Genomic DNA, 25,294 nt, shown 5'->3' on the forward strand with positions numbered 1-25,294 from the left:
TGCTGGTATTATCACGCCTTTATCAAGGCGTTAGCCTACAAATCAAGCCCACTAGTATAAGTCATTCGCCGTTTGCTTGCCGAAACTTTTATCTTACTGCTGCAGCCGCACGGTTGGCTTCTACTTGCGCTTTTTATAGAGGCGATAATTTTGTTACCAAGTGCATTTAATGACTCATTACACCTTGAATAATGCCGCTGCCATGACAATAAAGTAAGACGTTGACAAGATACTTGCCTTGACTGTACGGCAGCTTTTAGACTGATTTTAATGATACAGATTTATAGTAAGTATAATGGCTTTTAAAGCAGCCAAGCTTTTAAGAAATACGATATTTAAAATAATAAAATCTAAAGTGGTATGACATAAACAAGTAATACTTAAAAAAGCCGTGCTTACAACTAACAATATTCAAAACCGACATTTTCTCGAAAACTATGCTGAAAAGACTGAAAAACAAAGCTTAATTCAATCTATAACAAAGCACTTATGTTAGTTAACAAACATTTCATTTAGATTGTTTTAATGATTTCAAGGTTAAGACTTAAGTTAGGTTTGAACGTTACGCTTATATAAACCTACATCACTGACGCTTTATGAAAAAATTAGCGTATGAAAATCTATTTTATAACTGTTGTTTTATTAAGGAAATTTCGTGATAACGGCAGATTTTTATAAAGCCATAGCAACTTAACAACCAAATATGCTTTTAACAGCCCATTCATTGACTATATTTGACGCTTAGATTTTATATACCATTAGCAAATAGGAAACCTATCAACGATGGCACATGACCATATTGCAATACGCGGCGCACGTACGCACAACCTAAAAAATATCGATTTAGACATTCCACGCGATAAATTCGTGGTAATCACTGGCTTATCAGGCTCTGGCAAATCGTCACTGGCGTTTGATACGCTTTATGCCGAAGGGCAACGTCGTTACGTTGAAAGCTTATCGGCTTATGCGCGTCAATTCCTCTCACAGATGGAAAAGCCTGAGGTCGATAGTATCGAGGGCTTGTCGCCAGCGATTGCTATTGAGCAGAAATCTACCAACCATAACCCTCGTTCAACCGTTGGGACGATTACCGAGATTTATGACTATTTGCGCCTGCTCTATGCGCGTATCGGTACGCCTTATTGTCCAGAGCATGGCGAGCCAATGGTGGCACAGTCGGTGACCGAGATGGTCGATCAAGTCATGGCGTTGCCTGTTGACACCAAGCTTATGATACTGGCACCGGTGATTCGAGAGCGTAAAGGCGAGCATACGGTATTGCTTGAGCAATTAATTGGGCAAGGCTTTGTGCGTGTGCGCGTCGACGGTGATGTTTATGATACCGATGAGCTGCCAACGCTCGATAAGAAGAAAAAGCATACGATTGAAGTCGTCGTTGACCGCTTTAAAGTCCGTGATGATTTGGGCAACCGCGTCGCTGAAAGCCTCGAGACGGCGCTACGCTTGGGTCAAGGTCTGGTAACCCTGCACTTTATGGATGGCAATCCAAAAGAAGGCGGTGACGAAAACCAAGTCATGTCAGCCAAGCATTCTTGCCCTGTTTGTGATCGCGCCGTCTCGGAGCTTGAGCCGCGGATGTTCAGTTTTAACAACCCTTATGGTGCTTGCCCAAGTTGCGATGGTCTCGGTAAACGTCAGTATTTCTCAAGCGATAAGCTGATTACTCATCATGAAAAATCGCTCAATCAAGGGGCGATTAATGGCTGGGATAAGCGGCACGCCTATTACTTTGGTTTGCTATCGACCGTTTGCCATCATTTCAAAATTGATATGGATACGCCATGGCAAGACTTACCAAAAGCGCAGCAAGATATCATCATGCAAGGTTCTGGCAAAGAAAAGCTGACCTTTAACTTTACCGATGAGCGTGGTCGTAAAACCAATAAAACTGTGCCGTTTGAAGGCGTACTACCGTATTTAGAGCGCCGTTATGCCAAAACCCAAAGCAACCTTGTGCGTGATGAATTGGCAAAATATCTCGCTGATACCACGTGTAACGTCTGTGATGGCGCGCGTCTGAATGAAATCTCACGCAATGTTCGCGTTGACGATCAAACCATAGCCCAAATTGTTAAGCTGTCTATCGGTGATGCTGCTGACTATTATAAAACGCTCAAGATTGGCGGTCATAAAGGTGAAGTCGCCGAAAAAATCTTTAAAGAGATTAATGAACGTCTTAACTTCCTTGTCAGTGTCGGGCTTGATTATCTTACCCTTGCCCGCTCTGCTGAAACGTTATCGGGCGGTGAAGCACAACGTATTCGTCTTGCTAGCCAGATTGGTGCTGGTCTGATGGGTGTCATGTATGTGCTCGATGAGCCATCGATCGGTTTGCATCAACGCGACAATGATCGTTTATTAAAAACCTTAACGCGCTTACGCGATTTGGGCAATACCGTGCTGGTCGTCGAGCACGATGAAGATGCCATTCGCCAAGCGGATCACGTGATTGATATCGGTGTCGGCGCGGGCGTTCACGGTGGTCATATCATCGCCCAAGGGTCGGTCGATGACATTATGGCAACCAAAGGCTCGCTCACAGGGCAGTATATGTCTGGTGAGAAACGAATTGAGATTCCAAGTATTCGTCATAAAGCCAAAACCATCGAAGTTGAAGCCAGAGGTAAAGCCAAACCAAAGCAAGTACCGATGTCGATTGAGCTTAAAGGCGCAATAGGCAACAACTTAAAAAATGTGGATTTGAGCTTGCCGATTGGCATTATGACTTGTATTACGGGGGTTTCTGGTTCTGGTAAATCGACCTTGATTAACCGCACCTTAATGCCTATCGCTGCCACTCAATTAAATAATGCTTCAACGCTTATCGCTGATAAGCATGACAGCATTAGCGGTCTTGAGCATTTGGATAAAATGGTCGATATCGACCAAAGCCCGATTGGCCGAACGCCGCGCTCAAACCCTGCGACTTATACCGGTGTCTTTACGCCAGTGCGTGAGATGTTTGCGCAAACGCAAGAAGCGCGCGCTCGTGGTTATAAAGCGGGTCGCTTTAGCTTTAACGTCAAAGGCGGACGCTGTGAGATGTGTCAAGGCGATGGCCTTATCAAAGTTGAGATGCATTTCTTACCTGATATGTATGTGCCCTGCGATACCTGTCATGGTAAACGCTATAACCGCGAGACGCTAGAGATTCACTATAAAGGTAAAAACATCGCCGATGTGCTCGATATGACAGTTGAAGATGCGACTGAATTCTTCTCAGCGATTCCAGCGATTCATCGTCGCCTGCAAGCGCTGATGGACGTTGGTCTTAGCTATATTCGTTTGGGTCAATCAGCGCCAACGCTATCAGGCGGTGAAGCGCAGCGCGTCAAACTGGCGCGTGAGCTTGCCAAACGTGATACCGGACAGACGCTGTATATCTTGGATGAGCCAACCACTGGTCTGCACTTCCATGATATCGATAAGCTGCTGCATATCCTCCACACCCTACGCGATAAAGGCAATACTATCGTGGTCATAGAGCACAATCTTGACGTCATCAAAACGGCCGATTGGGTGATTGACCTTGGTCCTGAAGGTGGTAAAGGTGGTGGCATGATTATCGCTGAAGGCACGCCTGAAGAAGTGGCAGAAGTGAAAGGCTCGTATACTGGCGAGTTCTTAAAGCCGATGCTTAAGCAGAAGATGAAAGAAGTAAGTTAATAGAACTTAGGTAATAATTGATGAAAAGGCTACTCTTTAGGGAGTGGCCTTTTTTCGTTTTCTAAAATCTGTTCACTGTAGTTAAAAGTGCTTTCCGCTACTTTTAATTTAAACCTATTTGTAAATTAAACTTTTTAAAGTAAACTAAAGTAAAAACCTCAAAAGAAAATTCATGGACTGGCTAACAGAAATAATAAAACAGCTACAGACTTCACGTGCGTTCGTTACAGCAGTGTTTGTAGTATGCTTATCCGTATTACTAGGACATACTTTTGCACCTTCCTTGATTCCAGAGGTTCCAGATGACTGGAAACTCCCATTGATTGGAGGGTCATTATTTTCTGGAACTTTGTTAGCATTTATAATAATTCCATTTTTTTGAAGCTATTCCTTTAAAGCTTTAAACAATAAAAGCCAAAAAATTAGATCTTTAAATTTGGGGCTGTAGTAGATAAGCACTATGCTAGACTACTTTTATGAAGATAACCCGTTGTAAGCTAAGTAAAAAAGTTCAGCGAAGGCTCTTAGAGTTTTACGCAGCTGAAGTAACTGCTAGAACAGCCGCAGATTTGCTCAATATTCAGCCTAACACTGCTGCACTTTTTTATCATAAAATAAGACTTGTGATAGATTACCACCTCTCATTAGAAGCTGATGAGCTCTTTGATGGTGAAGTTGAATTAGATGAAAGTTACTTTGGCGATGTGCGCAAAGGCAAAAGAGGTCGCGGAGCTGCTGGTAAAACAGCCGTATTTGGTATTCTAAAACGAAATGGCAAGGTTTATACCATTGTCGTAGCAGACACCAAACAGACTACTTTAATACCTGTTATTAAGCGTAAAATCAAGCCTGATAGCTTTGTTTATACGGATAGTTATCGAAGTTACAATGCATTGGATGTGAGCGAGTTTAAACATTTCAGAGTCAATCACTCTAAAGAGTTCACTTGCGGTAAAAATAATCATATCAATGGCATTGAGAGCTTTTGGAATCAGTCTAAACGAACTCTCAGAAAATATAATGGGATCGATAAAAAGAACTTCCATTTGTTTTTAAAAGAGTGTGAGTTTAGATTTAACTATGGCTCATCAGCTTAAAACGCTGAGAAAATGGTGTGATATTTAACCCTTATCTACTACAGCCCCTAAACTAATTGATACTACAAAGAAATACCAAAGACGCCTTCAATTAAACAAACTCCCTCTCAACATTCATCACCCGCGCATCTACCGTCCGTTCTATTTTTTCCTCGATTTGGCTGCATTGCGACTCAACCTCACGTTTAGACAGGCCAACGATTACAAACGTCCATTCGCTGGCATCATGCCGATCACGCTTGCCACTTTCACAAACCGCGACGCTTGGCGTATTGCCAAATGAGTACAGCTTGCCACACCTAGCCCTTAAGACATAAGATAACCATCAAATCAGCCACTTGTACATATCCTTTTGCAAAAAAAAGATAAGTCGTTTGACTTACCTTTTGTGGTAACATTTACTTTTTTGAATACTTACTGAGTTATTTACGTTTAATAGTTCTAGTAGTAGTGGCGTTAGTAGTTACTCCAGTAGTTGCCTTAGCAGGTGCTTTAGCCGCCGCTTGATAGACTGGCATAACTTCAGGTAACAGGGCCTGAATTTTAGCGATACGCTGCCCAGAGTTTGGATGCGTAGACATCAAAGTAACTATCGCATTGCTACGACCATTGGCTGCCTCCATTTTTTGCCATACTGCAATTGCAGCTTCTGGATTGTAGCCTGCCTGTGCCATCAAACGTAAACCACCAGCATCGGCTTGTGATTCTTGACTACGAGAAAACGGCTTATCAAGGCCGTAGTCACTAATTAAACTCATTGCCTCAGCATTTAGTCCTGTTTTTTCCTGTATCGCAGCACCGCCTAATTGAAGAGCTAAGCCGGTCAGAATTTTTTGCCCAGCATCTTTTTTACTGTGCTCAGATAATGCATGGGTCATTTCGTGTCCCATGATCGCAGCAATCTCTGCATCTGTTAACTTCAACTTTTCTACAATACCGGTGTAAAAAGCCATTTTACCGCCAGGCATTGCCCAAGCGTTTAATTCAGGTGAACGTATAACTGTAACTTGCCAGTCAAAAGGAACACCTGTTGTATTAGCACGAACGGCATAAGGCTTCATACGATTGAAGACATTTTTAACTCGAATAGCAGTGGCAGAAGTATTATCTACTGCGCCTTGACCATTGGCTTTAGAAACCACTTGAGAGTAACTTTTAGCCGCATTAGTATTTAACGTAGCAGTATCGTACCCTGCCATATCAGCTACAGTGGTACAACCTACTAAAGTTGTAATAGTAGTCAAAACTAAAGCACTTTTTATTTTATTAACAGTTTTCATTAAACGTCCTAGTTGAGAAATACAGTCAAATTAAATAGCTCAATTAAAATCATGAAGTTATAAATTTAGAGCTTTACTACCGTAAATTTATATCTTGCATGACCCCGATTGATAGCAATATATAATTGAATATGTAACTGAAATGTAAGTAATGTTTCTGAATTGCTGAAAGAGATTATCATAGCAAAAAACAAAAGTCTATCAACAAATAAACTATAGTTCGTTTTCTAGAGTCAAAATATTTACTTAACTCTCAATTGAAGCATCCAACTGTATTCTTTTAATCAGAGTCGCTGTTCAGAAAGCATCCTTTAATATATCCTCCTAAACAAACTCCCTCTCAACATCCATCACCCGCGCATCTATTGTCCGTTCTATTTTTTCCTCGATTTGGCTGCATTGCGACTCCACCTCACGTTTAGAAAGCCCAACGATCACAAACGTCCATTCGCTGGCGTCATGCCGATCACGCTCGCCGCTCTCACAGACCGCAACGCTTGGGGTATTGCCAAAGCGTGCATGCAAGCCGCCCATCCGTTGGCGTTTTTCTTTGAGTGAGCTACAACCCGGTAGCGCGAAAGTCAGGCTTAAGATAACGATATGCATGAGTTTTCCTTATTAAAACCAGTCACACTTCATGGTATCATCAAGCATACTTTTTGTAGGGTTAAAAAGGCTAATATTTACCCTATTCCCTATAAATACCAATTTCACAACCTTCCTAATAAAAACCAAATCAAGAGACATTACAATGACCAAACATTATGATTATATTTCCATTGGCGGCGGTAGCGGCGGTATAGCATCAATTAACCGCGCTGCAAGCTATGGCAAAAAATGCGCCATTATCGAAGCCAACCAATTGGGCGGCACCTGCGTCAACTTAGGCTGCGTACCCAAAAAGGTCATGTGGTACGGCGCGCAAGTGGCCGAAGCCATCGAAAAATATGCACCCGATTATGGCTTTGACGTCGAGGTCAAAGGTTTTGACTTCCAAAAACTGGTCCATAGCCGCCAACAATATATCGAAAACATTCATCGCTCTTATGATAATAATCTGGCGAAAAATGGCGTTGAAGTGATAAAAGGCTTTGCTACCTTTGTCGATACTAACACTGTCGAGGTCAATGGCGAGCTCATTACCGCCGATCATATTTTGATTGCAACAGGCGGACATCCGATTCTCCCCGACATCAAAGGCGCAGAATACGGCATCGATTCTGATGGCTTTTTTGCGTTAAATGAAATGCCAAAACGGGTTGCCATCGTTGGCGCTGGCTATATCGCTGTCGAAATCGCTGGCGTGCTCAATAGCCTTGGTGCTGAGGTGCATCAGTATGTGCGTCAACATTCGCCGCTGCGCTCATTTGACCATACTATCGTTGAAACCTTGCTGATAGAGATGGAGCAAGACGGTATCCAGTTGCATACCAATACCACACTCACTGAGATTCATAAAAATGAAGATGGTAGCCTGACGTTATGTACCGCAGATGGTAGCCTTGATACGGTAGATTGCTTGATTTGGGCGATTGGACGTGCGCCCTCAACCGACAATATCAACTTGCAAGTAACCGGCGTTGAGACCACTGAATTTGGCAAAATTAAAGTCGATAAATTTCAAAACACCAATGTCAAAGGCATTTACGCGGTCGGTGATATTATCGAAAACAGCATTGATTTGACGCCAGTGGCTATCGCTGCCGGTCGCAGGCTTTCAGAGCGCTTATTTAACAATAAAACCAATGAGCATCTCAGTTATGACTTGATACCGACGGTCATCTTTACCCACCCTGCTATCGGTACGATTGGCTTGTCTGAAATCGACGCCGTTGAGCAGCATGGCAAAGAAAATATCAAATGCTATAAATCAACATTTACCTCTATGTATAGCGCAGTCACCCAGCATCGTCAAAAGTGCGTGATGAAACTGGTGTGCTTGGGTGAAGAAGAAAAAGTCATTGGCTTACATGGTATTGGCTACGGTGTCGATGAGATGATTCAGGGCTTTGCGGTAGCGATAAAAATGGGCGCGACGAAAGCTGACTTTGATAACACGGTTGCTATTCATCCGACAGGCTCAGAAGAATTTGTCACCATGCGCTAGTTTTTATTGACTGGGCTAAATTCATAAAAGGCTACCTTTAACGAGGTAGCTTTTTTATTACTAGCCATTAAGGCATTTTGCGTTTTTCATATAAATCTTCATTTATCAAAGATTATTAAAGCAATTAATTATTCAGCGTCCATTCTCCCTTGGCATGATAAACGTTAAATATGGTTTTATTAGTTCGGCTATTTCCCGCAATCGTTTGGGTGATATCAGCGGTACAGCTAAAAGTACGGTTACCCTTGACGCGGTTACAGTCGATATTCTCGACGCGCTCAAGCGTTGGCATCATGCGCTCCATCAAACTGCTTATATCTTGCGCCATTTTGTCATTCTTATTATTGCTCGCATTCGTTTTAGCAGCCTGCATTATCTTGTTACCCTCTTTATATTGTGCTGCGATCAATTGCTCAATCACACTATCAGGAGGTGCTTTAGAATAGGTGACAAAAAATAGTATAAATAGGAGGAATAGCGTCAATTTTTTAAACTTTCCCACCTTCACCTCCTGTTATGCTGATAGCGTTTTTCAAACGTAAGAGGCAGATAATTCAGACAGCACAATCACGATACTGCTATGATGCGTTTAATAATCACCGTTGCGAGATGCTTGTGTGGCAGATGTATTTTTCTATCTTACCGATTGGTCTTGGTATCATGACCTTGGTCGCCAGCCTAATCGGCTTGTTTGCTTATTTGATGTCCAATGATAATGCCACTCGCTTGCTGGGTTTTAACTGGTTTAAGCGTTTAATTATCGTGGCATTTCTCCTATTGAGTGTCGGTTTATTTATGACCTTTGGCAGTTTTTGGGGTTAATGGCTTTTACGTTAATTGCTCTGAGGTGAATGGCTTCAGATTTAGTAAAACTGATTGACTTATCATTAGCTTACGAGTTTTTCTAATTCTAATAATTCTAAATCTTGGCGCTTAGGTTCGCCATTATTACCGTCGACGGGAAACGGCATGCTATTGCCATTTAAACGATAACCGCGGCGCTGATAATACGCCAAGAGCTCTGGTCGATGACTGAGAATAGACATCGTTAAACGCGCAGGGTTTTGTGCAGGCGTTTGGGTATTTGCTTGTAAATGCCGCTGCGCAAACGTCTCAGCCGCCTGCAGTATCTGATGACCGACGCCAAGCCCTTGCAGCTCAGGCAAGACGGCAAACATACCGATATAAGCTTTTTGATTACCCGCGCGCTGATTTGTAGCGACATCATCTTTTATGTCGACCGCGATACAGCCCAATAGCTCGCCCGTTTCTTTGCCATCACGCTCACTTTTTGTGGTTTTTGGATAAATAAAAACGTAATGCTTTGGGTCATTAATGACAGCCAATAGCTCATCTTTGGTAGTACGAATACCGCCCACCAAATCTGCCTCATTGGTCCAGCCTTCCGCTTGTCGATAACAGCGATTGAGCAATTGCTCGAGTGCGTCGACATCACTTGCTTCAGCTTGACGTAAAAATACGGTTGATTTATTTAATGGCTCTTTATTCATAGCATCGGCTTTCCTTTTCCATTCATGTCTTATAAAAATTTATTGTATAAAAGGCTGGCTCGGATAACCAAGCCAGCCTTTATAATAATACGTATCCGTTTTTACTACTAGCGCGATAACGCATGGGCTTGCGCGATAATATCAAACCCAGCATTGATTTGCGCGCGCGTTGGCGCATGATCACGGCGCAGTAGCTCAGAGAAGGCAATCAACTCTTTATCACGGCCAAGTGAGATAGCAGCACTTGCACGGGTGTTTTCTGCTTCGTCATCAAAATAGTACTCAATACAGTCGAACTTACTCGGCGTGCCGAATATAATGCCGTGGTCAGGCGTTGCGGCATGACCGCTATAGCGTAGGCTATTGCCATACTGTGCAGTCCAAAAAAATGGAATACGCTCGGCTGAAGAGTTGACATTGTCTTCATTTAAAATAGCGGCGGCCGCAACGATACCGTGTTGCAGGGCCACGCGCCAATGTTCGATACGCATACGCCCCATCTGATTGGTGGCTTTGGCAATATCACCCAGCGCATAAACGCCGTCGCGCAGCTCTAAATAGTCGTTAACTTGCACACCATCAGGATCGTTGACCTCGTCTATTATTTCGGTACGCGGTGCTACACCTGTACCCAATATGACCATGTCGGCGTCAATTTTGTTGCCGTCATCTAAGATAACCCCGCTCACTGTGCCATTATCTTGCGCTATCTCAGCAACGTTGGCACCAAAGGCGAAGTTCACGCCTTTTTCTTTATGCAAATCAATCAGAGCATCACTGATACTTTCGGAGACAATATTACTCATTACCCGAGGGCTACGACCAACGATGGTAATAGAAGCGACCTTCCCCGCCTCCATTAATGCTGACGCCACTTCCATACCGATAAAGCCGGTACCGACGATAACTACCTGCTTGTTTTCACTGGCCTCTTTAATGTCTTTGGCATCATCCATACTACGCAGTGTATAGACTCCCTTGGCATCTGCGCCTTTAAACGGTGGCACTTTTGGCTCAGCGCCTGTCGCCACCACTAAGAAGTCCGCCGTTTGCTCTTCACGTTTACCATCTTCGCCTTTTATGACGATGGTTCGCGCGTTTGGTAATACTTCGCTGACAGTTTGGTTTAAGCGCAAATCAATACTATTGTTACTCGCCCAATCCGCGCCGCCAAGCATCAAATATTTCTCATTCATTTTGCCAGCCAAAAACATCTTGGATAATAAAGGACGATTATAAGGCGCTTTATCATCTTTACTAATCATCGTAATCTTGCCGCCATAGCCACTATGACGCAGCTGATTGGCAGTCATAAATCCCGCGCCGCCGCCGCCAATGATAATGGTATGGGTGTCCGTCAGCTTGTCATTTTCCACGCGCTTATCTATCTTTGCGGCGGTATTGACGACGATGCTATCGCCCTCATCGCTTAACTCGTATTGGGTCAAGCCGCGCATCGCAACAGGCTCCAATAGCGTGCCGTCGCGACTGTCAAAAGTACCGTGATGCCACGGACACACGACGCGATTACCACAGCGCAGCCCCTCACCCAAATCTGCGCCAGCATGCGGACATTTACCATCGAAGGCACTAAATTCGTCCTCATCACGGGTGATTAAAATGATACTATCGTCATCCTGTTTATAGGATTTCATGCCACCATTTGGAATGTCGGCTTTGCTAATGGTGACGGTATGAATCGTTGCTTTACTCATGAGTTATCCTTAACGGTTATTATTAAAATTTATTATTTCCTGCTGCAAATGTACTTTTTATTGGCGTTTTAAATAAAATATTAATGCCAAAAATACGTGATTAAAAGACCAGATGTCTTGCCAGATATTTTGATACTAGCAAGACCCATTGCCAGACGCCATTTTTTTATATACTGACTGCGTTGCAAAACGTAAACTTACCTTTACTCCCTCTTTAACGTTTTGCTCTTACCACTTTTTATCAATACAAAAGATACCTTTTATGACTTCTCAAGACGATTTTGCTAACGACTCATTTAATAACGATTCTCCTAATAACAAACCTTTGACTGATAAAACCTTTGATATCTCAACTATCGATATTACCGCCGCCACTGATACGGCCAAATTGCCACAGCCGACGCAGCAGCCTTTAAGGCAAGCGACCTATAAAGCCTATGCCACAGATTTTGTGGTCAATGAGATATTGCCGCTCGACTTTACGGGCGAAGGTGAGCATTTATGGCTGCATATCGAAAAGCTCGGTATGAATACCGCCTATCTGGCTAAACTACTATCCGAATGGGCAGAGATTCCACTGCGTGATGTCGGTTACTCGGGGCTAAAAGACCGTCATGCGCTGACGACACAGTGGTTTAGCCTGCGCCTACCAAAAAAGCAATTACCAGAGTCTGAATTTGCGCCCGTCGATATCGGCGCCAATGAATCGCTTACTATCCTTGCACAGCAGTGGCACAATAAAAAACTCAATCGCGGTACGCATAGAGCCAATCAATTTATCATTACTTTACGAGATATCCAGTTTGCGGACTTAGAAGCTACAGCGTCCGAGCAGGATTTATCGGCTAAGAAAAGTGACAAAAGTGCTGTTGAGCAGCATTTAGCCAATATCAGCACAACGGGCGTGCCCAATTATTTTGGCCCGCAGCGCTTTGGTCGTAATGGCAATAATGTCAGAGAAGCATTGGCATTATTTGCCCGTCCAGCGCCAGAAAGTCGTCCGCAGCCCAAAAAGAGCAAACGTAAACAAGCGCCGCGCGAGCAAAACAGCATGGAGCTGTCTGCTGCGCGTAGCTTGATATTTAATGAAATATTGGCAGCGCGAGTACGCGATGGTAGTTGGAATACAGGGCTTGCAGGCGAAGTGTTTAATTTGGACGGGTCAGGCTCGATATTTGCCAGCGAAGCAATTGACGAGACTTTGCAAGCGCGGCTTGCCAGCGGCGATATTCATCCGACCGCCGTGTTATGGGGCGTGGGTAATGATAAAGTCAGTGGCGTAGCAGCCGCTATCGAAAATGAGATTGTGCAAAACGACCCATTATTACATCAGCTAGCTACAGGCCTAGAGAAGCGTGATATCAAAGCACAACGACGCGCGCTAAGATTACCGATTGAAGAATTAAGTTGGGAATGGCAGGACATAGATAATGAGCCTATATTGGTGCTGAGCTTTACCTTAACGACGGGTAGCTTTGCGACCAGTGTACTTTCAAGCTTAGTGCAAAATTTAAACACTTCATCTGGCGTTAGTTAACGATTAGCTAGTCGCATAAAGGACGGCAATCTTATCTTTTTCTGCCGCTAACACAGCATTGGCGCTGACCACTTGATTGCGACCACGATCTTTTGCCTCATATAAGGCTTTATCAGCAATGCAGATTAAGCGCTGACAAATATCGCTCGGCAGCTGCGCCTTTAATATTTCTGTGGCAGCGCGTTTTCTTCTATGAGAGATTCTTTTTTGGGCGCGGGTTTTTTGCGAGCTTTCTTTTTGCGAGCTTTCTTTTTGCGAGCTTTCTTTTTGCGTACTGGCTTTGTTGGTGCTAGCTTTGTCGGTACGGGCTTTATTAATATCGGCCTCTTGCCTACGAGATTTCTGCGTTTCCGCCAGCGGCTGCGTACTTTCTTCTAATGCCAAAGCCCTATATTCACTTTGAATACAGGCGCGCTCCTCATGGGTCAGGGTATAAACCCCTATACTGGCAGTGATATTAAAATCCGTTCCATCATCGCTCTTGATGACATGTTGCGCAATATCTTGGCGCAGCTGCTTCGCAATGGTCATGGCACTATCATGCTGGGTATCGGGTAGCACAATCAAAAACTCTTCGCCGCCATAGCGACTGACAATGCTCTCTTCTGATAAAGAGTTTAATAGGGTTTGAGCAACCTCAGACAGCACTTGGTCGCCAACGTCGTGACCATAATTGTCATTGATATTTTTAAACCAATCTAAATCCAATAAAATCACACTGAAATCTTGCTTATCTCCCATTGCGAGCAGCGCTTGCTGCATCTGCGTCAAACCATAACGGCGGCTTTTTAACTGGGTCAATTCATCTTGATTGGCATACTGCATAATCTCAGCTTTACTGTTATCCAATATCAATAGCAGCGTGCGAAACATATAAATGATAAAAATTGCCTTTGGCAGCGCCATATAAATATGGGTGGTGCGCCAAAAAAATGCTGAAGACAAACGCAGTTGATTAAAGGTCTCCCAACTCAGTATCCCATTTTTAAAAATCGACGCAGAAATGGCATTTTCAATTGATGTCATCTCGCTATAAGTAAGATAGCTATAGCCATCTAAAGGAAAAGAGCTCATCGTCATTTGACGTAGATTGGGTATCGTCAAGCCAAAATAGGGAACCAAAGTGACGAGAAAAATCAGGACAATATGACCCAAAAAGGCTTTCCAGACATAGCGGCGACGTATAAGCATCATACCTAACATCGCGCCGCCAACGAGTGATACTCCCGCGACCAAACTACTGTGACCCATGACTAAAATGACCACGGCAATATAAAGGCTATAAAGCGTGACGATTATCGCTTGCCACTTATATAACGAATCCGTGTCTTTTCTAATCGGCGATAAGCGGCTAACCATCCAAGAAAAAAACAGGACCATCAAGGTGAGCCCTATCCACAAGGGATACAGCACATCCATATTTACGTAGGAGCCATAGATATCTTGGCGCCACCAGACAAATAAACACCATAGCCAATGCGATGACACTTCCAGCAAAATAAACAATGCCAGCAGCGATGCCCTATCAGCAGCTTGCCACTCAAAAATCACTCGCGAGAGTTTTCTGTAGCCTAGATGAGATATCGATACAGCCATAATGGGCTACCGCAGATAATGAAAGTTATTGAGCTAAAACCAAATAAGAAAGTAAAAAGGATGATTTATGTTAGATCTAAACTGACGCATTTAGTGTGGCAATTTTTCTTTTAATTATCAATCTGTTTAAGTGATTTATGCGTCAATATCTGACACCTCATTTTGGCCTATGTTTTTTTAGTAATGATTTTTAATAATGATTTTCAATTATATGGTCAATTTACAATGCCGAGTCACAGGATCGACTTATCATTTTAAATAATAGTTTTGGTTTATACTTTTAACTAAGCCAATGCCGCAAATGACTGCCAAATACCTTGCTGTTCAGGATTAAGGTTTGGTACGTCGCCCAAACGTCGCCACGGCATATTACTACCATGAAAATCACTGCCGATAGAGGCAGCAAGCTGATGTTCAGCGATACTGCGATCGACCATTCGACGCGTACTAATCGGTTCGCTAGTTGAGGGTAACTCACAAGCATCACCGCCAAGCCCGGCAAATTCTTCGATCAGTTTACGTACGCGGGTGGCAGATAGCTGATAACGGGTTGGGTGCGCGAGTACCGCCTTGCCGCCGCAAGCGTGAATCAGCTCGATGCCGCGCTGCATGGTTAATGCTTCAATCGCCACGTAGGCGGGTTTATTATCCGCTAGATATTTATCAAAAGCTTTTTGCACGGTTTTTACCGCACCGCGCTCAAACAACACTTGACCAATATGCGCACGCCCTACCGCTTGTGGATTGCCGCCTGCTTTATCGAGCACCGCCTGCCATAGCTCATTATAATCAATATCTAATAGCTCGCTAAGCTTTGCAGTGATACGTTGACCGCGCGTGGCACGGCTATCTTGCAATTGCTGCAGCGTCGCGTGCATTTTATCAAAGTCGGTGAAGTCCAGTCCCAATACATGGATAATTTTATTGGTAGATTTATTTTTGCCATAACCGCCGCTAAGTGTATGCTCGCAGCTAATCTCAACCCCATTAATTAATTGTATATCGCAGGCCTCAGCCGCTGCGCGCGCCTCGTCGATACCCATCAAGGTATCATGATCGGTCAGCGCCAGTACATGAATGCCAGCATTGTGCGCGCGCTGTACTACCTCGGTCGGCGCATAGGTACCATCAGAGCAAGTACTGTGGCAATGTAAGTCGATTTTCATAAAGCTGGCCTTAAGGTGTTGAAAGTGTTGTGCATTCAAATACGCTGTCACTACTGACTATATTATCAGTAAAAAAGGGGAAATGCGGCGAAGATAACGCATGAAGGCAGATCATAACGGATGATTATCCTGTTACTTGCTTTTTTTTGCAGCAGTAGACGTGTAAACTACCCCATACGTTTTTTGTTGGACATCCTATTTGCTATGAAAGCCCTATTAGACTTCATTCCGTTGATCGCGTTTTTTATTGCCGCGCGTTACAGTGGCATTTTAGCGGCGGCAGGCGCCTTGCTCGTGGCCACTATTATTATTTATGCCATCCATTTTGTGCGTCAAAAAGGCAAATTTGATAAGCAGCAGTGGGTCGTTTTATTATTAACCATCGTCTTTTGCGGTGGCACGCTGCTATTGCGTGACGACATCTACTTACGCTGGAAGTCGCCTATCATCAACGGTATCTTCGCCGTTACGCTATTGGTCAGTGCCATCATCAATAAGCCACTGATGCAACTGGCGATGAAAGAAGTGTTTTCACTGACCTTAAGTGGCTGGAAAAAACTCACCGTCGCTTGGGCACTGTTTTTTGCCTTTATGGGTATTTTGCATTATATCACGGCATTTACGATGTCTGATGAGGCTTGGATTAACTTTAAAACTTATGGCTGGATTCCAATTATGTTGGTATTTGTGATTGCCCAATTTGCCGTATTAAAAAACCATCTCAATCCAGCATTAACCGATAAAACCACTAAATAGAAGCTATTTCAATCATAATAAAAGACTTAAAAGTATAATGAGACATATTATCATTATTTTTTATTCTGGTTATTAGCGCTTTATACATATTATTTACTTGAGGAAGTCCCATGTCCTTATTTGCTATTATCGGCCACGATGTTGCTGGCAGCAGCGCCCAACGTCAGGTAACACGCGCCGAACACGTTGCCCGCCTGAAAGTATTACAAAGCGAGCAGCGACTCATTATCGCAGGTCCAACGCCCATCGAACACGGTAAAAGCGAGATGTCAGGCAGCTTGATTATTGCTGACTTTGACTCCCTCGATGCTGCGCAAGCATGGGCGAGCGCTGAGCCTTATCTGCGTGATGGCGTCTATAGCCATGTAGATATCAAGCCGTTCCTTCAGACCTTACCTGAACCTACTGACAGCGCTGCAGATAAACCAGCAGACAAGCCAGCAAATAAGGTAACAGTATCGTGATTCAGCAGTTATTATTAAATGGTTCTGTTTCTAATCATACCAGTGAGCACGTTCTTGGCCGCGTCGCTAATCTTAGTGTTGCGAGCTTGTTATTACTTGCTAGCTTATCAGCACAAGCAGCACCAACTGTGACCAATGCTGATCCTGCGGCAAGAACGGCTCCGCTTGCGCCAAATGCTGTATTAGCGCCCAATAGTGTTAATCAACTAGCGTTACCAAATACTGCCTCAAATACGGTCTCTGCTACAGCAGCGAACCAAGCTACTAGTGCTCAGCCTGCGACCAATATTAGCGACACTTTAGCCGCGCAGCTACAACCATCAACTAAAGCGCTCTCTGAAGCCAATCAAGAATTGCTTAGCCGTAATGCCCAGCTTCAGCGTCAAGTCAATGACTTACAAACACAAGTAAACGTTTTGGTTTATGAAAGCAAAGGTCAATTGTTTTTATACGGCGCATTTACGGTGTTAGTGAGCTTATTGGTTGGGATATTTATTTCGTGGTTGGTGTTTGTCCGCCGTGACCGCTGGTAGTAAATCCTCTATAAATGTGATGCTTTATGTCCAAATTTGTGTCTAAACCTGAGTCTAAACCGGCTATATCCAAGCCTACCTCTACCTCTCTTGCCACTTATAAAAAAGCCACCAAGCCCCCTAAGAAACCCGCGCCGCCAGATGTGATTACCCCTGCTAAGATTGGATGGCAAACCGATGATGCTGGCAATCAAGTGCCAGTATCAGGGGAGTTTGGCGATGTGTATTTCTCGCACGCTGATGGCTTAGCAGAATCTCGCCATGTATTTTTAGCCCATAATCAATTACCCGAGCGCCTAGCAAACCTTGCTGATAAGCAATGCTTTACGATTGCTGAATTGGGCTTTGGAACGGGCTTGAATTTTTTAGCGACATGGCAGCTTTGGCGTGAGCTTCGTGCTCAGCAGCCGCAGTTAACAAGCGCGCGCTTACACTTTATCACCACTGAAAAATACCCCATTCCGCTTAACGACTTAACGCAGATACTCGCTTTATGGGCACAGCGCGCCCCTGAACTTGCCGAATTGATTAAAGAGCTTTTAGCCAACTACCCACCGCTGATTGCGGGCTGTCATCGACTAAACTTTATTGACGATAATATCACGCTTGATATTTGGTTAGGCGATGCGGGCGATAGTTTGGCAAGTCTGGCTAGTTTTGAGAGCTTAGCTACTTTAAATACTGAGACTGCTATCAATCGTCCTTACGTTGATGCTTGGTTTTTAGATGGTTTCGCGCCTTCTTGTAATGAGAGCTTGTGGGCGGAGTCGATATTTACCCAGATGCAGCGCTTATCTCGTACTGGTACCACTGCCGCTACTTATAGCTGTGCTGGTATTGTCAAACGTGGCTTGCAAGCGCATGGTTTTAGCATTAAAAAGGTAAAAGGTTTTGGGCGCAAGCGCGAGATGTTAACGGCAGCGATGGCGGACAATACTGAGTTCTTACCTGATTCTTTAGCACTAAATGACGATAACAATATTTGCGTTTTGCCACACCCTCATGACCATACTCCTAATCATACAGTGGTTATTGGTGCAGGCGTTGCGGGACTACTTACGGCTTGGACGCTGGCCAACCGCGGTGTGGCTGTGTCGATAGTAGATAAAGTCGCGCCGCTTGCTGGAGCCTCTGGCAATCCGCGCGCCCTCCTCGCACCAAATATGACACCCATTCATCATGTGTATGAGCACTTGCACTCTATCGGCTATCTCTATAGCGGCAGGTTGTACCGTTATTTCAATCGGCAAGCAGCGCTGCAGCAAACGCCGCTCATACTTGAGCAAACAGGCGCGTTAGACTTGCTAATCAAAACCAATATCGGAACTGTGCAAATTGCCGATTATCCCAATGAAATGGCAACCACGGTTACGATTGAAGAGGCGCAGCAATTAAGCGGCTTAAAAACTAAAGACTTAACGGACAATTTATATTTACCAAAATCTGGATTGGTCAATCCACAAGCGCTAAAAACGCTCATCCTTAAGCACTCAAATATCAATTATCAGCAGCTTAGCGTTACTGATATCAAAGAAGCTGCCAATAAAGTGACGGTGATTGGTGAGAAAGAAAGCGGTATTGATGGTCAAAGTTCTGTCACTATCTGCGCTGACAATATAGTGATTTGCGCCGCCTATGAAAGCCATCAATTAGACAAACGTATTGTTGAGTGCCGTACTATTCGCGGGCAATTATCTTGGTTTACACCTACTGCTGAGCAAGTTGCGGGTTTGCCTAAACTACCGCTCAAATATAGTGGTTATTGCGCGCCCTTTATCGGGCAAAGCGGCGATGCTGAGATAAATAACATTCGCGACAATGAGCCACAGTTTTTATTAGGTGCCAGCTTTGTAGATGCTGACGCCAGTATTGATATCCGCGAAGAAGAAAATCAGCAAAATTATGACAAATTGCTTGAGGATATTCCTGAATTAAGCAATGTCTTGCCAGACGATACCAGCGCATGGCAAGCGCGCGCCGGTGTGCGTACGCAAACGATTGATTATCATCCCTTGGTCGGACGACTTGCCCAAAGTCGCCGCATTTGGACGCTCTCTGCGATGGGTGCAAAAGGTTATGCGCTAGCCCCGATATGCGCTGAAGCATTAGCAGATATGATGCTCGGTTGCTTTCCCCCTTTATCGGTTGTTATGTTAGGGCGGCTGTCATCCAATCGGGCGCGATTGCATAAAGCGTAAAAAGTAACAATTTAACGTTACGCTAACTTTTATCAATATTTATGAAAACGCTCTTAAAGCCAAGGCATGTATTGATAACAGTATAGAAGCAGGCTTAAAGAATAATGCTAGACTAGCCTTAAAGTTTAAAACACTTAAATAACGATGATAAATGGATAGCTATCTATTATGAAAACCGATATTTTTACCTTAGTGAAATCAAAACCCTCCTTTAAAGCAATTTCTATTGCGTTCTTAAGCCTATCACTGCTAAATGCTTGCCAAAAGACGCCAGAACCTGAAACCGTTAATGAAACTGCTGAAGCAACCACCCAAACGACGCCAGTAAGCTCTAATATTAATGCGCCTAAAGTTGCAGAAACAAAGCCAAGCGCTACTGATTCGGCAGCCACTTTAGAGCAAGATACAAGCTTAAATGAAACAGAAAACGAGCTTAGCGCAGCGGATACCTCAACAAATAGTGCTGCGATAATGCCCAATCCAGAACAAGCCATCAAAGGCGCGCAAATCACTGATGTCAATTATCGCAGTGCCAGCGGTGAGACGTTATTTGTCATCTTTGAAACCTCAGAAAAAGGCGTACTTAACGCTATCGTCACCTTGCCAAATAAACCAAAAATGACCTTGAGTGCGCCAGAAGGCCAAGGCAATAACCCTACTTATCGCTCAAACGATGGCAGTATTCAGCTGGTCAGTCATGGCGGTGGTAGCAGCATTGATCTTATTCAAAACAATAAAATAACCAGCTTTGAGGCCATCAGTGTAGAAGCAGAAGTCATCACCGAATAGTTTTTCAAATAAAAATTTGGCTTAGAACCTGTCAAAAATAATAAATTCAGCCCTAAAAAAGGCGGCAAATACTTATCATATTTGCCGCCTTTTTTAATCTACTTTACCTTTAACCAAAACCAGTGGTCTTGCTAAACAGACTGACCAGCCAGCTTATCAGCGCCCATAAGCCCCAACCGATAACCACAATAACGATTAATCCTAATAGGTCAGGAATATGCAGATATAACCAAGCAACGATAGGATTACGCCAAAAGAACGCAAAGCGGCTTTTCTGCTGCCTATCTTCTAATGATTGATGCAAAAACGGCCGATCCATATGCATGGTTTCGGTAATGCCATATTCATCGTGTAGATGCTCGTGCACGATGCTCAATGTCTTACGACTGGGCCGAATAAAAATATCGAGCACCGTACCTATACCCGGTACAATACCAACCACCATATCAATCAGCGCCAATCTAACCGCTGGGGTCATTTTATGCGCAGGTACGCCCAACTGCCGACCTAATATAAAAGCATAGCTGGTCAACGCCAGTCCTGCCAAATCTCCCGCCAGCGGAATGGTCGACAGCGCCGCATCAGCCCCCATGCCTTGTTTGGTAAAGGGAATACGTACGAGCGAATCCATGGTATTGGCAAATTTCGCCAATTTACGCTCAGTTTCGATGACTTGTGCGCGTGTTAAGCCATGTTCAGCTAGCTTTGCCTGATAATCGATAACTGGCGCCTTAACATCAGATACCTTTCTAGCTTTTGACTTTGAGAGTTTCTTAAAGTTATCCATTAAAAGTTGTCCATAAACACGCGATTGCGATAAGAGCAAAGACGTAACGCCCTACCCATATATTGGCCAAAAACGCCTGAAAACAGGCCAGTGCTTGACGACTGGCACAAGCGCTGTTCTGCTTGGCAAACATCATCGCCACGAGCGCCAAGCCAAATACTGGTAACACGCCCACACTGGTTGGCGCAAAGTAATGCCACATGACCGCACCCATAATAACTAAAAAGACGGTTTGCAGCAGCGAGATAATAATCAAATCGTAGCGGCCAAATAATATCGCCGTTGATTTGACGCCAATTTTTAAATCATCCTCACGATCCGCCATCGCGTACTGGGTATCATACGCTACTGTCCAGCACATATAAGCGATAAATAATAACCAGCACCAGATATCAGGCGCGCCTTGTATAGCGACATAGGCCATCGGTATTGCCCAACCAAAAGCGGCGGCTAAAAACACTTGCGGCAAATGGGTAAAACGCTTCATGAATGGATAAATAAACGCCAATATAACGGCGCCAAGCGACCAGTAAAAAACGGCAATAGGCAAAAAGAATAGCAAACTGGCACTCAGCAATACCAATACTAAAAACGCGGCAATGGCTTCCTTACCAGACAAGCGTCCATCTGCTAATGGACGGCCTTTGGTGCGGCTGACATAACCGTCGACCTTGCGATCAGCAAAATCATTGATTGCACAGCCAGCCGCGCGCATAAAAATCGCACCGAGCGCAAAAATAACAAAGACTCTAAAATTTGGCATACCTGCTACCATGCCTTGCTGCTGCGCTTGACCCATCGCCGCCAGCATTACCCCCCAAAGCGTTGGCCAGAGTAACAGCTCGATACCTACAGGTTTATCAAAGCGTGTTAGTTGTAGGTAGGCTTGTAATTTGTCATTAAATGTCATGGCGTTTTATTATCATCTATATAAATTTTATATACTTTTTTGCAAGCTGCTAGGTCAAGCGAATAGAAGCGAAAGGGTTGGCGAGCTATTGGATTTGTTGCCACAAATTATTAGCTTCAATGAGCGACAACTCAGGATATTGCTTGCGTAAGGCTTTAATGGCAGGAACTTTTTCTTTTTGTACGGCTTGCTGTCGCAAGAATCTCAAGTAATCTTCAGGGCGACTCAATTCTTTTAAGCGCGCTTCCAATCTTAAAATTCTCGTACGCAGCATAATATTTATCAGTAATAGCGCCGCTCCCATTACCCAAATAATTAGTGTCGACATTCCTTGCTCCTAAATTCACTAACTCTAAAAGTTTAAACTGACTCCATGCATGGTAACGAAAGGTTTTTTAAACGAAATACCCATCAAAACGTATCGCTTCATTATGCCAGCTTTCGCTTGGTTGTTGATGCGCAAGTAATGGTGCGAGCTGCGGGCGTTTAACGACGACGCGGCCTTGGCTTGCATTTTGACTGACGATTGCTTGTGCACTTTGGAGCAATTGTGACTCTTCTTCTAGCGTTGGTGGACGTGCCAATTGGTGCAAGGCTTGCATATGCTTGCCCACTTTCGCGCCTTTACCCGTTTTGCTATCTTGATAGCTATCCTCTGGAAACATAGGATCAAGATATACCACATCAATAGTCTGATGGCTATTAGCGGTCAAACCATTACTAGAATCTGTAAAATCAATACTTTCAAAATAACTCAGCGCATCGGTATTGATAATCTGTAGTCGGCACATCAGCTTTTGCCAATTTGGTAGCGTACTCATCCGCTGCTGTTCAGCTAGCAAAAGCAGCGCTATCAAGGGCTGATGTTCAAGCATAATGACTTGAGCGCCAGTACTGGCTAATATCAGGCTGTCATGCCCAAAGCCTGCCGTCGCATCAATGACCGTGCTATCCGCGGTAATTTTAGCCGCTTGTAGCAGTAACTCAGACTTACGCCCAGCACTCACCACTCGGCGCTGTAGCTTATCCCATTCGGGCGCCACGCTCAGCCCATCGCTTAACCATGACAGTTTATTTTTTTCATCTAATACTAAGATAGGCTGGATAGAATACTGACTTAATTGCTGACGACGTTTTTGATTGAGTTTTTCGCTAAATAACTCAATGTTTAGAATAATAGGCAATTGATGTTTGACTACCAGCGCTTGCAGGCTGGCTATTTGCGCTTGTTGGGCTTCATTGACATAAAAAAGCTGGCAATGCATAAAGTCGCTTGATGTTTGTTGCAAACTGCTCATGATTGCCCTCCCTCTTAATGTTTTATGGTTTAAAACGTTACCGTTAACCCAGTTGAAAATGATAACGCCACATCTTTAAAAATTAGCCTGCCATCTGATAGCCAAAACCCCAAGCGGCAATCAGTACTAATACGCCCGTAACAATACGTAGCCAAGCAAAGATTTTAAAGTCACGACGGCTAACCCAAGCGACCAATAAGCGGATACAAAGTAAAGCGACGACAAATGACACCACGGTGCCGATACCCAATACCAGCCAGTCTTCGCTACTGGTCAACACGTCATGGTGCTTTAATAAATCCAACAATGCTGCGCCAACAATGACAGGTATGCCTAAAAAGAAAGAAAATTCCGCAGACGCCTTACGCGACACGCCAAGCCAGAGGGCGCCGATAATAGTGGCCCCTGAGCGTGAGGTTCCGGGTATCAAAGCCAAACACTGCATCAAACCAATCATTAACGCAGTTTTTAGACTGACGTCTTCTGCTTCTTGGGCAATAATCGTTTTAGGTCGATTTTCGACATAAAATATCAGCAAGCCACCGACAATCAGCATAATCGCTACCACGATGGGGTTAAACAAATATGCCTTAATCTCGTCTGCAAAGGTAAAACCTACAATCATTACCGGAATGGTCGCCACAATTAAGCTTAAACCAAGCTGCCTTGGATTACTCATACCTTCCGCTTTACCGGTCAGTAGCCCCATGAGCGCTTGCCAGAGCCTGCCCCAGTAATCATAAATGACCGCTAAGATAGCACCAAGCTGGACTACCACCACAAATAAATCAACTTTTTCCTTAGTCCAAAAGCTCATCAAATCGGCTGATAAAATCAAATACCCCGTACTAGAGATGGGTAAAAACTCCGTGATACCTTCAACGATACCCATAATGAGCGCTTGGATTAATAACAGTATATCCACAGTTGCTTCCCTAAAAAAACAGCGCTAGCCGCTGTTTTATATTGTTGTTGCTTTTATAATCGTTTATACGTAGAAGTACAAAGTACATTGCTTACGAATCATCAGGTAAGCCCTACGCCTTACCTTGCTCTTTTAGCGTTTTCCATGCTTGATTGCGCAAGTACTTTGGTAAGGCATTAGCGGCATCGCTACCGCCTGTCTGTATGAATTGAGCGATACCCAACTGTCCAATCACGACCGCATCTGGCCAAACCTCTTCGTGACAGATTTGTTCGTCATGCGCTTTTAATAGCGGCGCACCATTACCGACGACAGGCAGATTGGCAGCGGTTTGGCTGTCATAATCAAGTAAGCGCTCGGTATCTTCGCCACTTTCTTGCACGACGGGCTGCATAATATGGTCTATTAGTGCATATTGCCCAAAATATACTTGCTGCATACGCGCATCAAGCGCGCTATAAACTTGTGTCAAACCATACCTTTGATACGCACACTGGGCAATGGCTTGTAAGCTAGAAACACCGACACAAGGAATATCGTGGGCGACAGATAAGGCTTGCACCACCGCTGTATTGATTCTTATACCGCTAAAAGCACCGGGGCCACGGTTGAACATCAATGCTTTTATCTGCGCCAGATTAAGCTTAGCTTCAGATAGAGCCGCATCAATCATTGGCAAAATGTGCTGAGTTTGCTCACGTTTGCCTTGTTCGGTATGACTCGATAGCACCTGACCATTGGCATCTAAAATCGCGATCGAACACTGCTCAAATACGGTATCCATTGCTAAAAACATCATTACCTCGGCTTATTTTCTTAATACCACAAAACATGCGCTCATCAATCAGCGCCTATCATAGCATTTAGGATAAAAGAATTTTATTAATTTCTAAATTTTCCTATGTCATCCATCAATATTTATGCAAATACGCCAA

Annotated in this window: 23 protein-coding genes and 1 pseudogene; 10 read left to right on the top strand and 14 right to left on the bottom strand. The window is 44.0% G+C overall.

Annotation, left to right across the window (positions count from 1 at the left end; translation table 11 throughout):
* Nucleotides 1–783: 783 nt before the first annotated feature.
* Both uvrA and ACPEGP_RS06355 read left to right on the top strand, forming a co-directional pair.
* Complete coding sequence (gene uvrA, locus ACPEGP_RS06350; protein WP_423812935.1) at nucleotides 784–3,690, top strand: excinuclease ABC subunit UvrA; 2,907 nt, start codon at nucleotides 784–786, stop codon at nucleotides 3,688–3,690.
* Nucleotides 3,691–4,166: 476 nt separating this feature from the next.
* Nucleotides 4,167–4,815, top strand: a pseudogene (locus ACPEGP_RS06355) (IS1595 family transposase).
* Nucleotides 4,816–4,878: 63 nt separating this feature from the next.
* On the opposite strand, the gene ACPEGP_RS06360 reads toward ACPEGP_RS06355, so the two are convergent.
* From ACPEGP_RS06360 to ACPEGP_RS06370, 3 genes are all read right to left on the bottom strand, one after another.
* The gene (locus tag ACPEGP_RS06360) at nucleotides 4,879–5,076 is read right to left on the bottom strand and encodes a DUF503 family protein (protein WP_227671157.1); all 198 of its coding nucleotides are present in this window, start codon (nucleotides 5,074–5,076) and stop codon (nucleotides 4,879–4,881) included.
* A 133-nt stretch (nucleotides 5,077–5,209) separates the two neighbouring features.
* Nucleotides 5,210–6,067, bottom strand: coding sequence for a M48 family metallopeptidase (locus tag ACPEGP_RS06365; RefSeq protein ID WP_144296618.1), 858 nt, complete (start codon nucleotides 6,065–6,067; stop codon nucleotides 5,210–5,212).
* Nucleotides 6,068–6,391: 324 nt separating this feature from the next.
* The gene (locus tag ACPEGP_RS06370; RefSeq protein WP_423812936.1) at nucleotides 6,392–6,673 is read right to left on the bottom strand and encodes a DUF503 domain-containing protein; all 282 of its coding nucleotides are present in this window, start codon (nucleotides 6,671–6,673) and stop codon (nucleotides 6,392–6,394) included.
* A gap of 145 nt (nucleotides 6,674–6,818) precedes the next feature.
* Here ACPEGP_RS06370 and gorA point away from each other — a divergent pair, with 145 nt between their 5' ends.
* The gene (gene gorA, locus ACPEGP_RS06375; RefSeq protein WP_423812937.1) at nucleotides 6,819–8,174 is read left to right on the top strand and encodes a glutathione-disulfide reductase; all 1,356 of its coding nucleotides are present in this window, start codon (nucleotides 6,819–6,821) and stop codon (nucleotides 8,172–8,174) included.
* A 124-nt stretch (nucleotides 8,175–8,298) separates the two neighbouring features.
* On the opposite strand, the gene ACPEGP_RS06380 is transcribed toward gorA, so the two are convergent.
* Entirely contained in the window at nucleotides 8,299–8,676 is a 378-nt protein-coding gene (locus ACPEGP_RS06380) for a hypothetical protein (protein ID WP_286796727.1), read from the bottom strand.
* A gap of 107 nt (nucleotides 8,677–8,783) precedes the next feature.
* Here ACPEGP_RS06380 and ACPEGP_RS06385 point away from each other — a divergent pair, with 107 nt between their 5' ends.
* Entirely contained in the window at nucleotides 8,784–8,996 is a 213-nt protein-coding gene (locus ACPEGP_RS06385) for a hypothetical protein (RefSeq protein WP_068403915.1), read from the top strand.
* A gap of 65 nt (nucleotides 8,997–9,061) precedes the next feature.
* On the opposite strand, the gene ACPEGP_RS06390 is transcribed toward ACPEGP_RS06385, so the two are convergent.
* On the bottom strand, nucleotides 9,062–9,685 hold the full coding sequence (locus ACPEGP_RS06390) for a GNAT family N-acetyltransferase (RefSeq protein ID WP_423812938.1): 624 nt from the start codon (nucleotides 9,683–9,685) through the stop codon (nucleotides 9,062–9,064).
* Nucleotides 9,686–9,792: 107 nt separating this feature from the next.
* Entirely contained in the window at nucleotides 9,793–11,400 is a 1,608-nt protein-coding gene (locus ACPEGP_RS06395) for an FAD-dependent oxidoreductase (protein ID WP_423812939.1), read from the bottom strand.
* 262 nt (nucleotides 11,401–11,662) lie between these two features.
* On the opposite strand from ACPEGP_RS06395, the gene truD reads away from it, so the two are divergent.
* Entirely contained in the window at nucleotides 11,663–12,937 is a 1,275-nt protein-coding gene (gene truD, locus ACPEGP_RS06400; protein ID WP_423812940.1) for a tRNA pseudouridine(13) synthase TruD, read from the top strand.
* 3 nt (nucleotides 12,938–12,940) lie between these two features.
* Here truD and ACPEGP_RS06405 read toward each other — a convergent pair whose 3' ends face one another.
* Together ACPEGP_RS06405 and ACPEGP_RS06410 are read right to left on the bottom strand one after the other, a co-directional pair.
* Nucleotides 12,941–14,533, bottom strand: a complete 1,593-nt coding sequence (locus ACPEGP_RS06405) for a diguanylate cyclase (protein ID WP_423812941.1) — start codon at nucleotides 14,531–14,533, stop codon at nucleotides 12,941–12,943.
* Nucleotides 14,534–14,817: 284 nt separating this feature from the next.
* Nucleotides 14,818–15,699 (bottom strand): PHP domain-containing protein, encoded by an 882-nt coding sequence (locus tag ACPEGP_RS06410; RefSeq protein ID WP_423812942.1) that lies wholly within the window; start codon nucleotides 15,697–15,699, stop codon nucleotides 14,818–14,820.
* Nucleotides 15,700–15,903: 204 nt separating this feature from the next.
* Between ACPEGP_RS06410 and ispZ the strand changes: the two genes are divergently transcribed.
* The 5 genes from ispZ (at nucleotide 15,904) to ACPEGP_RS06435 (ending at nucleotide 20,439) form a co-directional block, all read left to right on the top strand.
* Complete coding sequence (ispZ, locus tag ACPEGP_RS06415; protein WP_068403925.1) at nucleotides 15,904–16,455, top strand: septation protein IspZ; 552 nt, start codon at nucleotides 15,904–15,906, stop codon at nucleotides 16,453–16,455.
* Between the two features lie 110 nt (nucleotides 16,456–16,565).
* Nucleotides 16,566–16,919, top strand: a complete 354-nt coding sequence (locus ACPEGP_RS06420) for a YciI family protein (protein WP_191690381.1) — start codon at nucleotides 16,566–16,568, stop codon at nucleotides 16,917–16,919.
* On the top strand, nucleotides 16,916–17,452 hold the full coding sequence (locus ACPEGP_RS06425; RefSeq protein ID WP_318242142.1) for a hypothetical protein: 537 nt from the start codon (nucleotides 16,916–16,918) through the stop codon (nucleotides 17,450–17,452). The genes ACPEGP_RS06420 and ACPEGP_RS06425 overlap by 4 nt, the downstream gene beginning before the upstream one ends.
* A gap of 26 nt (nucleotides 17,453–17,478) precedes the next feature.
* On the top strand, nucleotides 17,479–19,650 hold the full coding sequence (gene mnmD, locus ACPEGP_RS06430; RefSeq protein ID WP_191690379.1) for a tRNA (5-methylaminomethyl-2-thiouridine)(34)-methyltransferase MnmD: 2,172 nt from the start codon (nucleotides 17,479–17,481) through the stop codon (nucleotides 19,648–19,650).
* Between the two features lie 168 nt (nucleotides 19,651–19,818).
* The gene (locus ACPEGP_RS06435; RefSeq protein WP_423812943.1) at nucleotides 19,819–20,439 is read left to right on the top strand and encodes a hypothetical protein; all 621 of its coding nucleotides are present in this window, start codon (nucleotides 19,819–19,821) and stop codon (nucleotides 20,437–20,439) included.
* Between the two features lie 109 nt (nucleotides 20,440–20,548).
* Here the strand turns inward: ACPEGP_RS06435 and ACPEGP_RS06440 are convergent, their stop codons facing one another.
* From ACPEGP_RS06440 to tsaB, 6 genes are all read right to left on the bottom strand, one after another.
* The gene (locus ACPEGP_RS06440) at nucleotides 20,549–21,226 is read right to left on the bottom strand and encodes a DUF4112 domain-containing protein (RefSeq protein WP_423812944.1); all 678 of its coding nucleotides are present in this window, start codon (nucleotides 21,224–21,226) and stop codon (nucleotides 20,549–20,551) included.
* Nucleotides 21,219–22,136, bottom strand: coding sequence for a 4-hydroxybenzoate octaprenyltransferase (gene ubiA / locus ACPEGP_RS06445; protein ID WP_423812945.1), 918 nt, complete (start codon nucleotides 22,134–22,136; stop codon nucleotides 21,219–21,221). Before ubiA ends, ACPEGP_RS06440 begins: the two co-directional genes overlap by 8 nt.
* A gap of 85 nt (nucleotides 22,137–22,221) precedes the next feature.
* Nucleotides 22,222–22,464 (bottom strand): hypothetical protein, encoded by a 243-nt coding sequence (locus ACPEGP_RS06450; protein ID WP_144296632.1) that lies wholly within the window; start codon nucleotides 22,462–22,464, stop codon nucleotides 22,222–22,224.
* Between the two features lie 67 nt (nucleotides 22,465–22,531).
* Nucleotides 22,532–23,434, bottom strand: a complete 903-nt coding sequence (locus tag ACPEGP_RS06455) for a class I SAM-dependent methyltransferase (RefSeq protein ID WP_423812946.1) — start codon at nucleotides 23,432–23,434, stop codon at nucleotides 22,532–22,534.
* Nucleotides 23,435–23,516: 82 nt separating this feature from the next.
* Nucleotides 23,517–24,359, bottom strand: a complete 843-nt coding sequence (locus ACPEGP_RS06460; protein ID WP_191690370.1) for an undecaprenyl-diphosphate phosphatase — start codon at nucleotides 24,357–24,359, stop codon at nucleotides 23,517–23,519.
* A gap of 112 nt (nucleotides 24,360–24,471) precedes the next feature.
* Nucleotides 24,472–25,155: a tRNA (adenosine(37)-N6)-threonylcarbamoyltransferase complex dimerization subunit type 1 TsaB gene (gene tsaB / locus ACPEGP_RS06465; RefSeq protein WP_423814255.1), complete on the bottom strand. Its 684-nt coding sequence runs from the start codon at nucleotides 25,153–25,155 to the stop codon at nucleotides 24,472–24,474.
* Nucleotides 25,156–25,294 lie beyond the last annotated feature (139 nt).

This window comes from Psychrobacter sp. 219-2-C (assembly GCF_049560815.1).
GTDB classification, from domain to species: domain Bacteria; phylum Pseudomonadota; class Gammaproteobacteria; order Pseudomonadales; family Moraxellaceae; genus Psychrobacter; species Psychrobacter faecalis.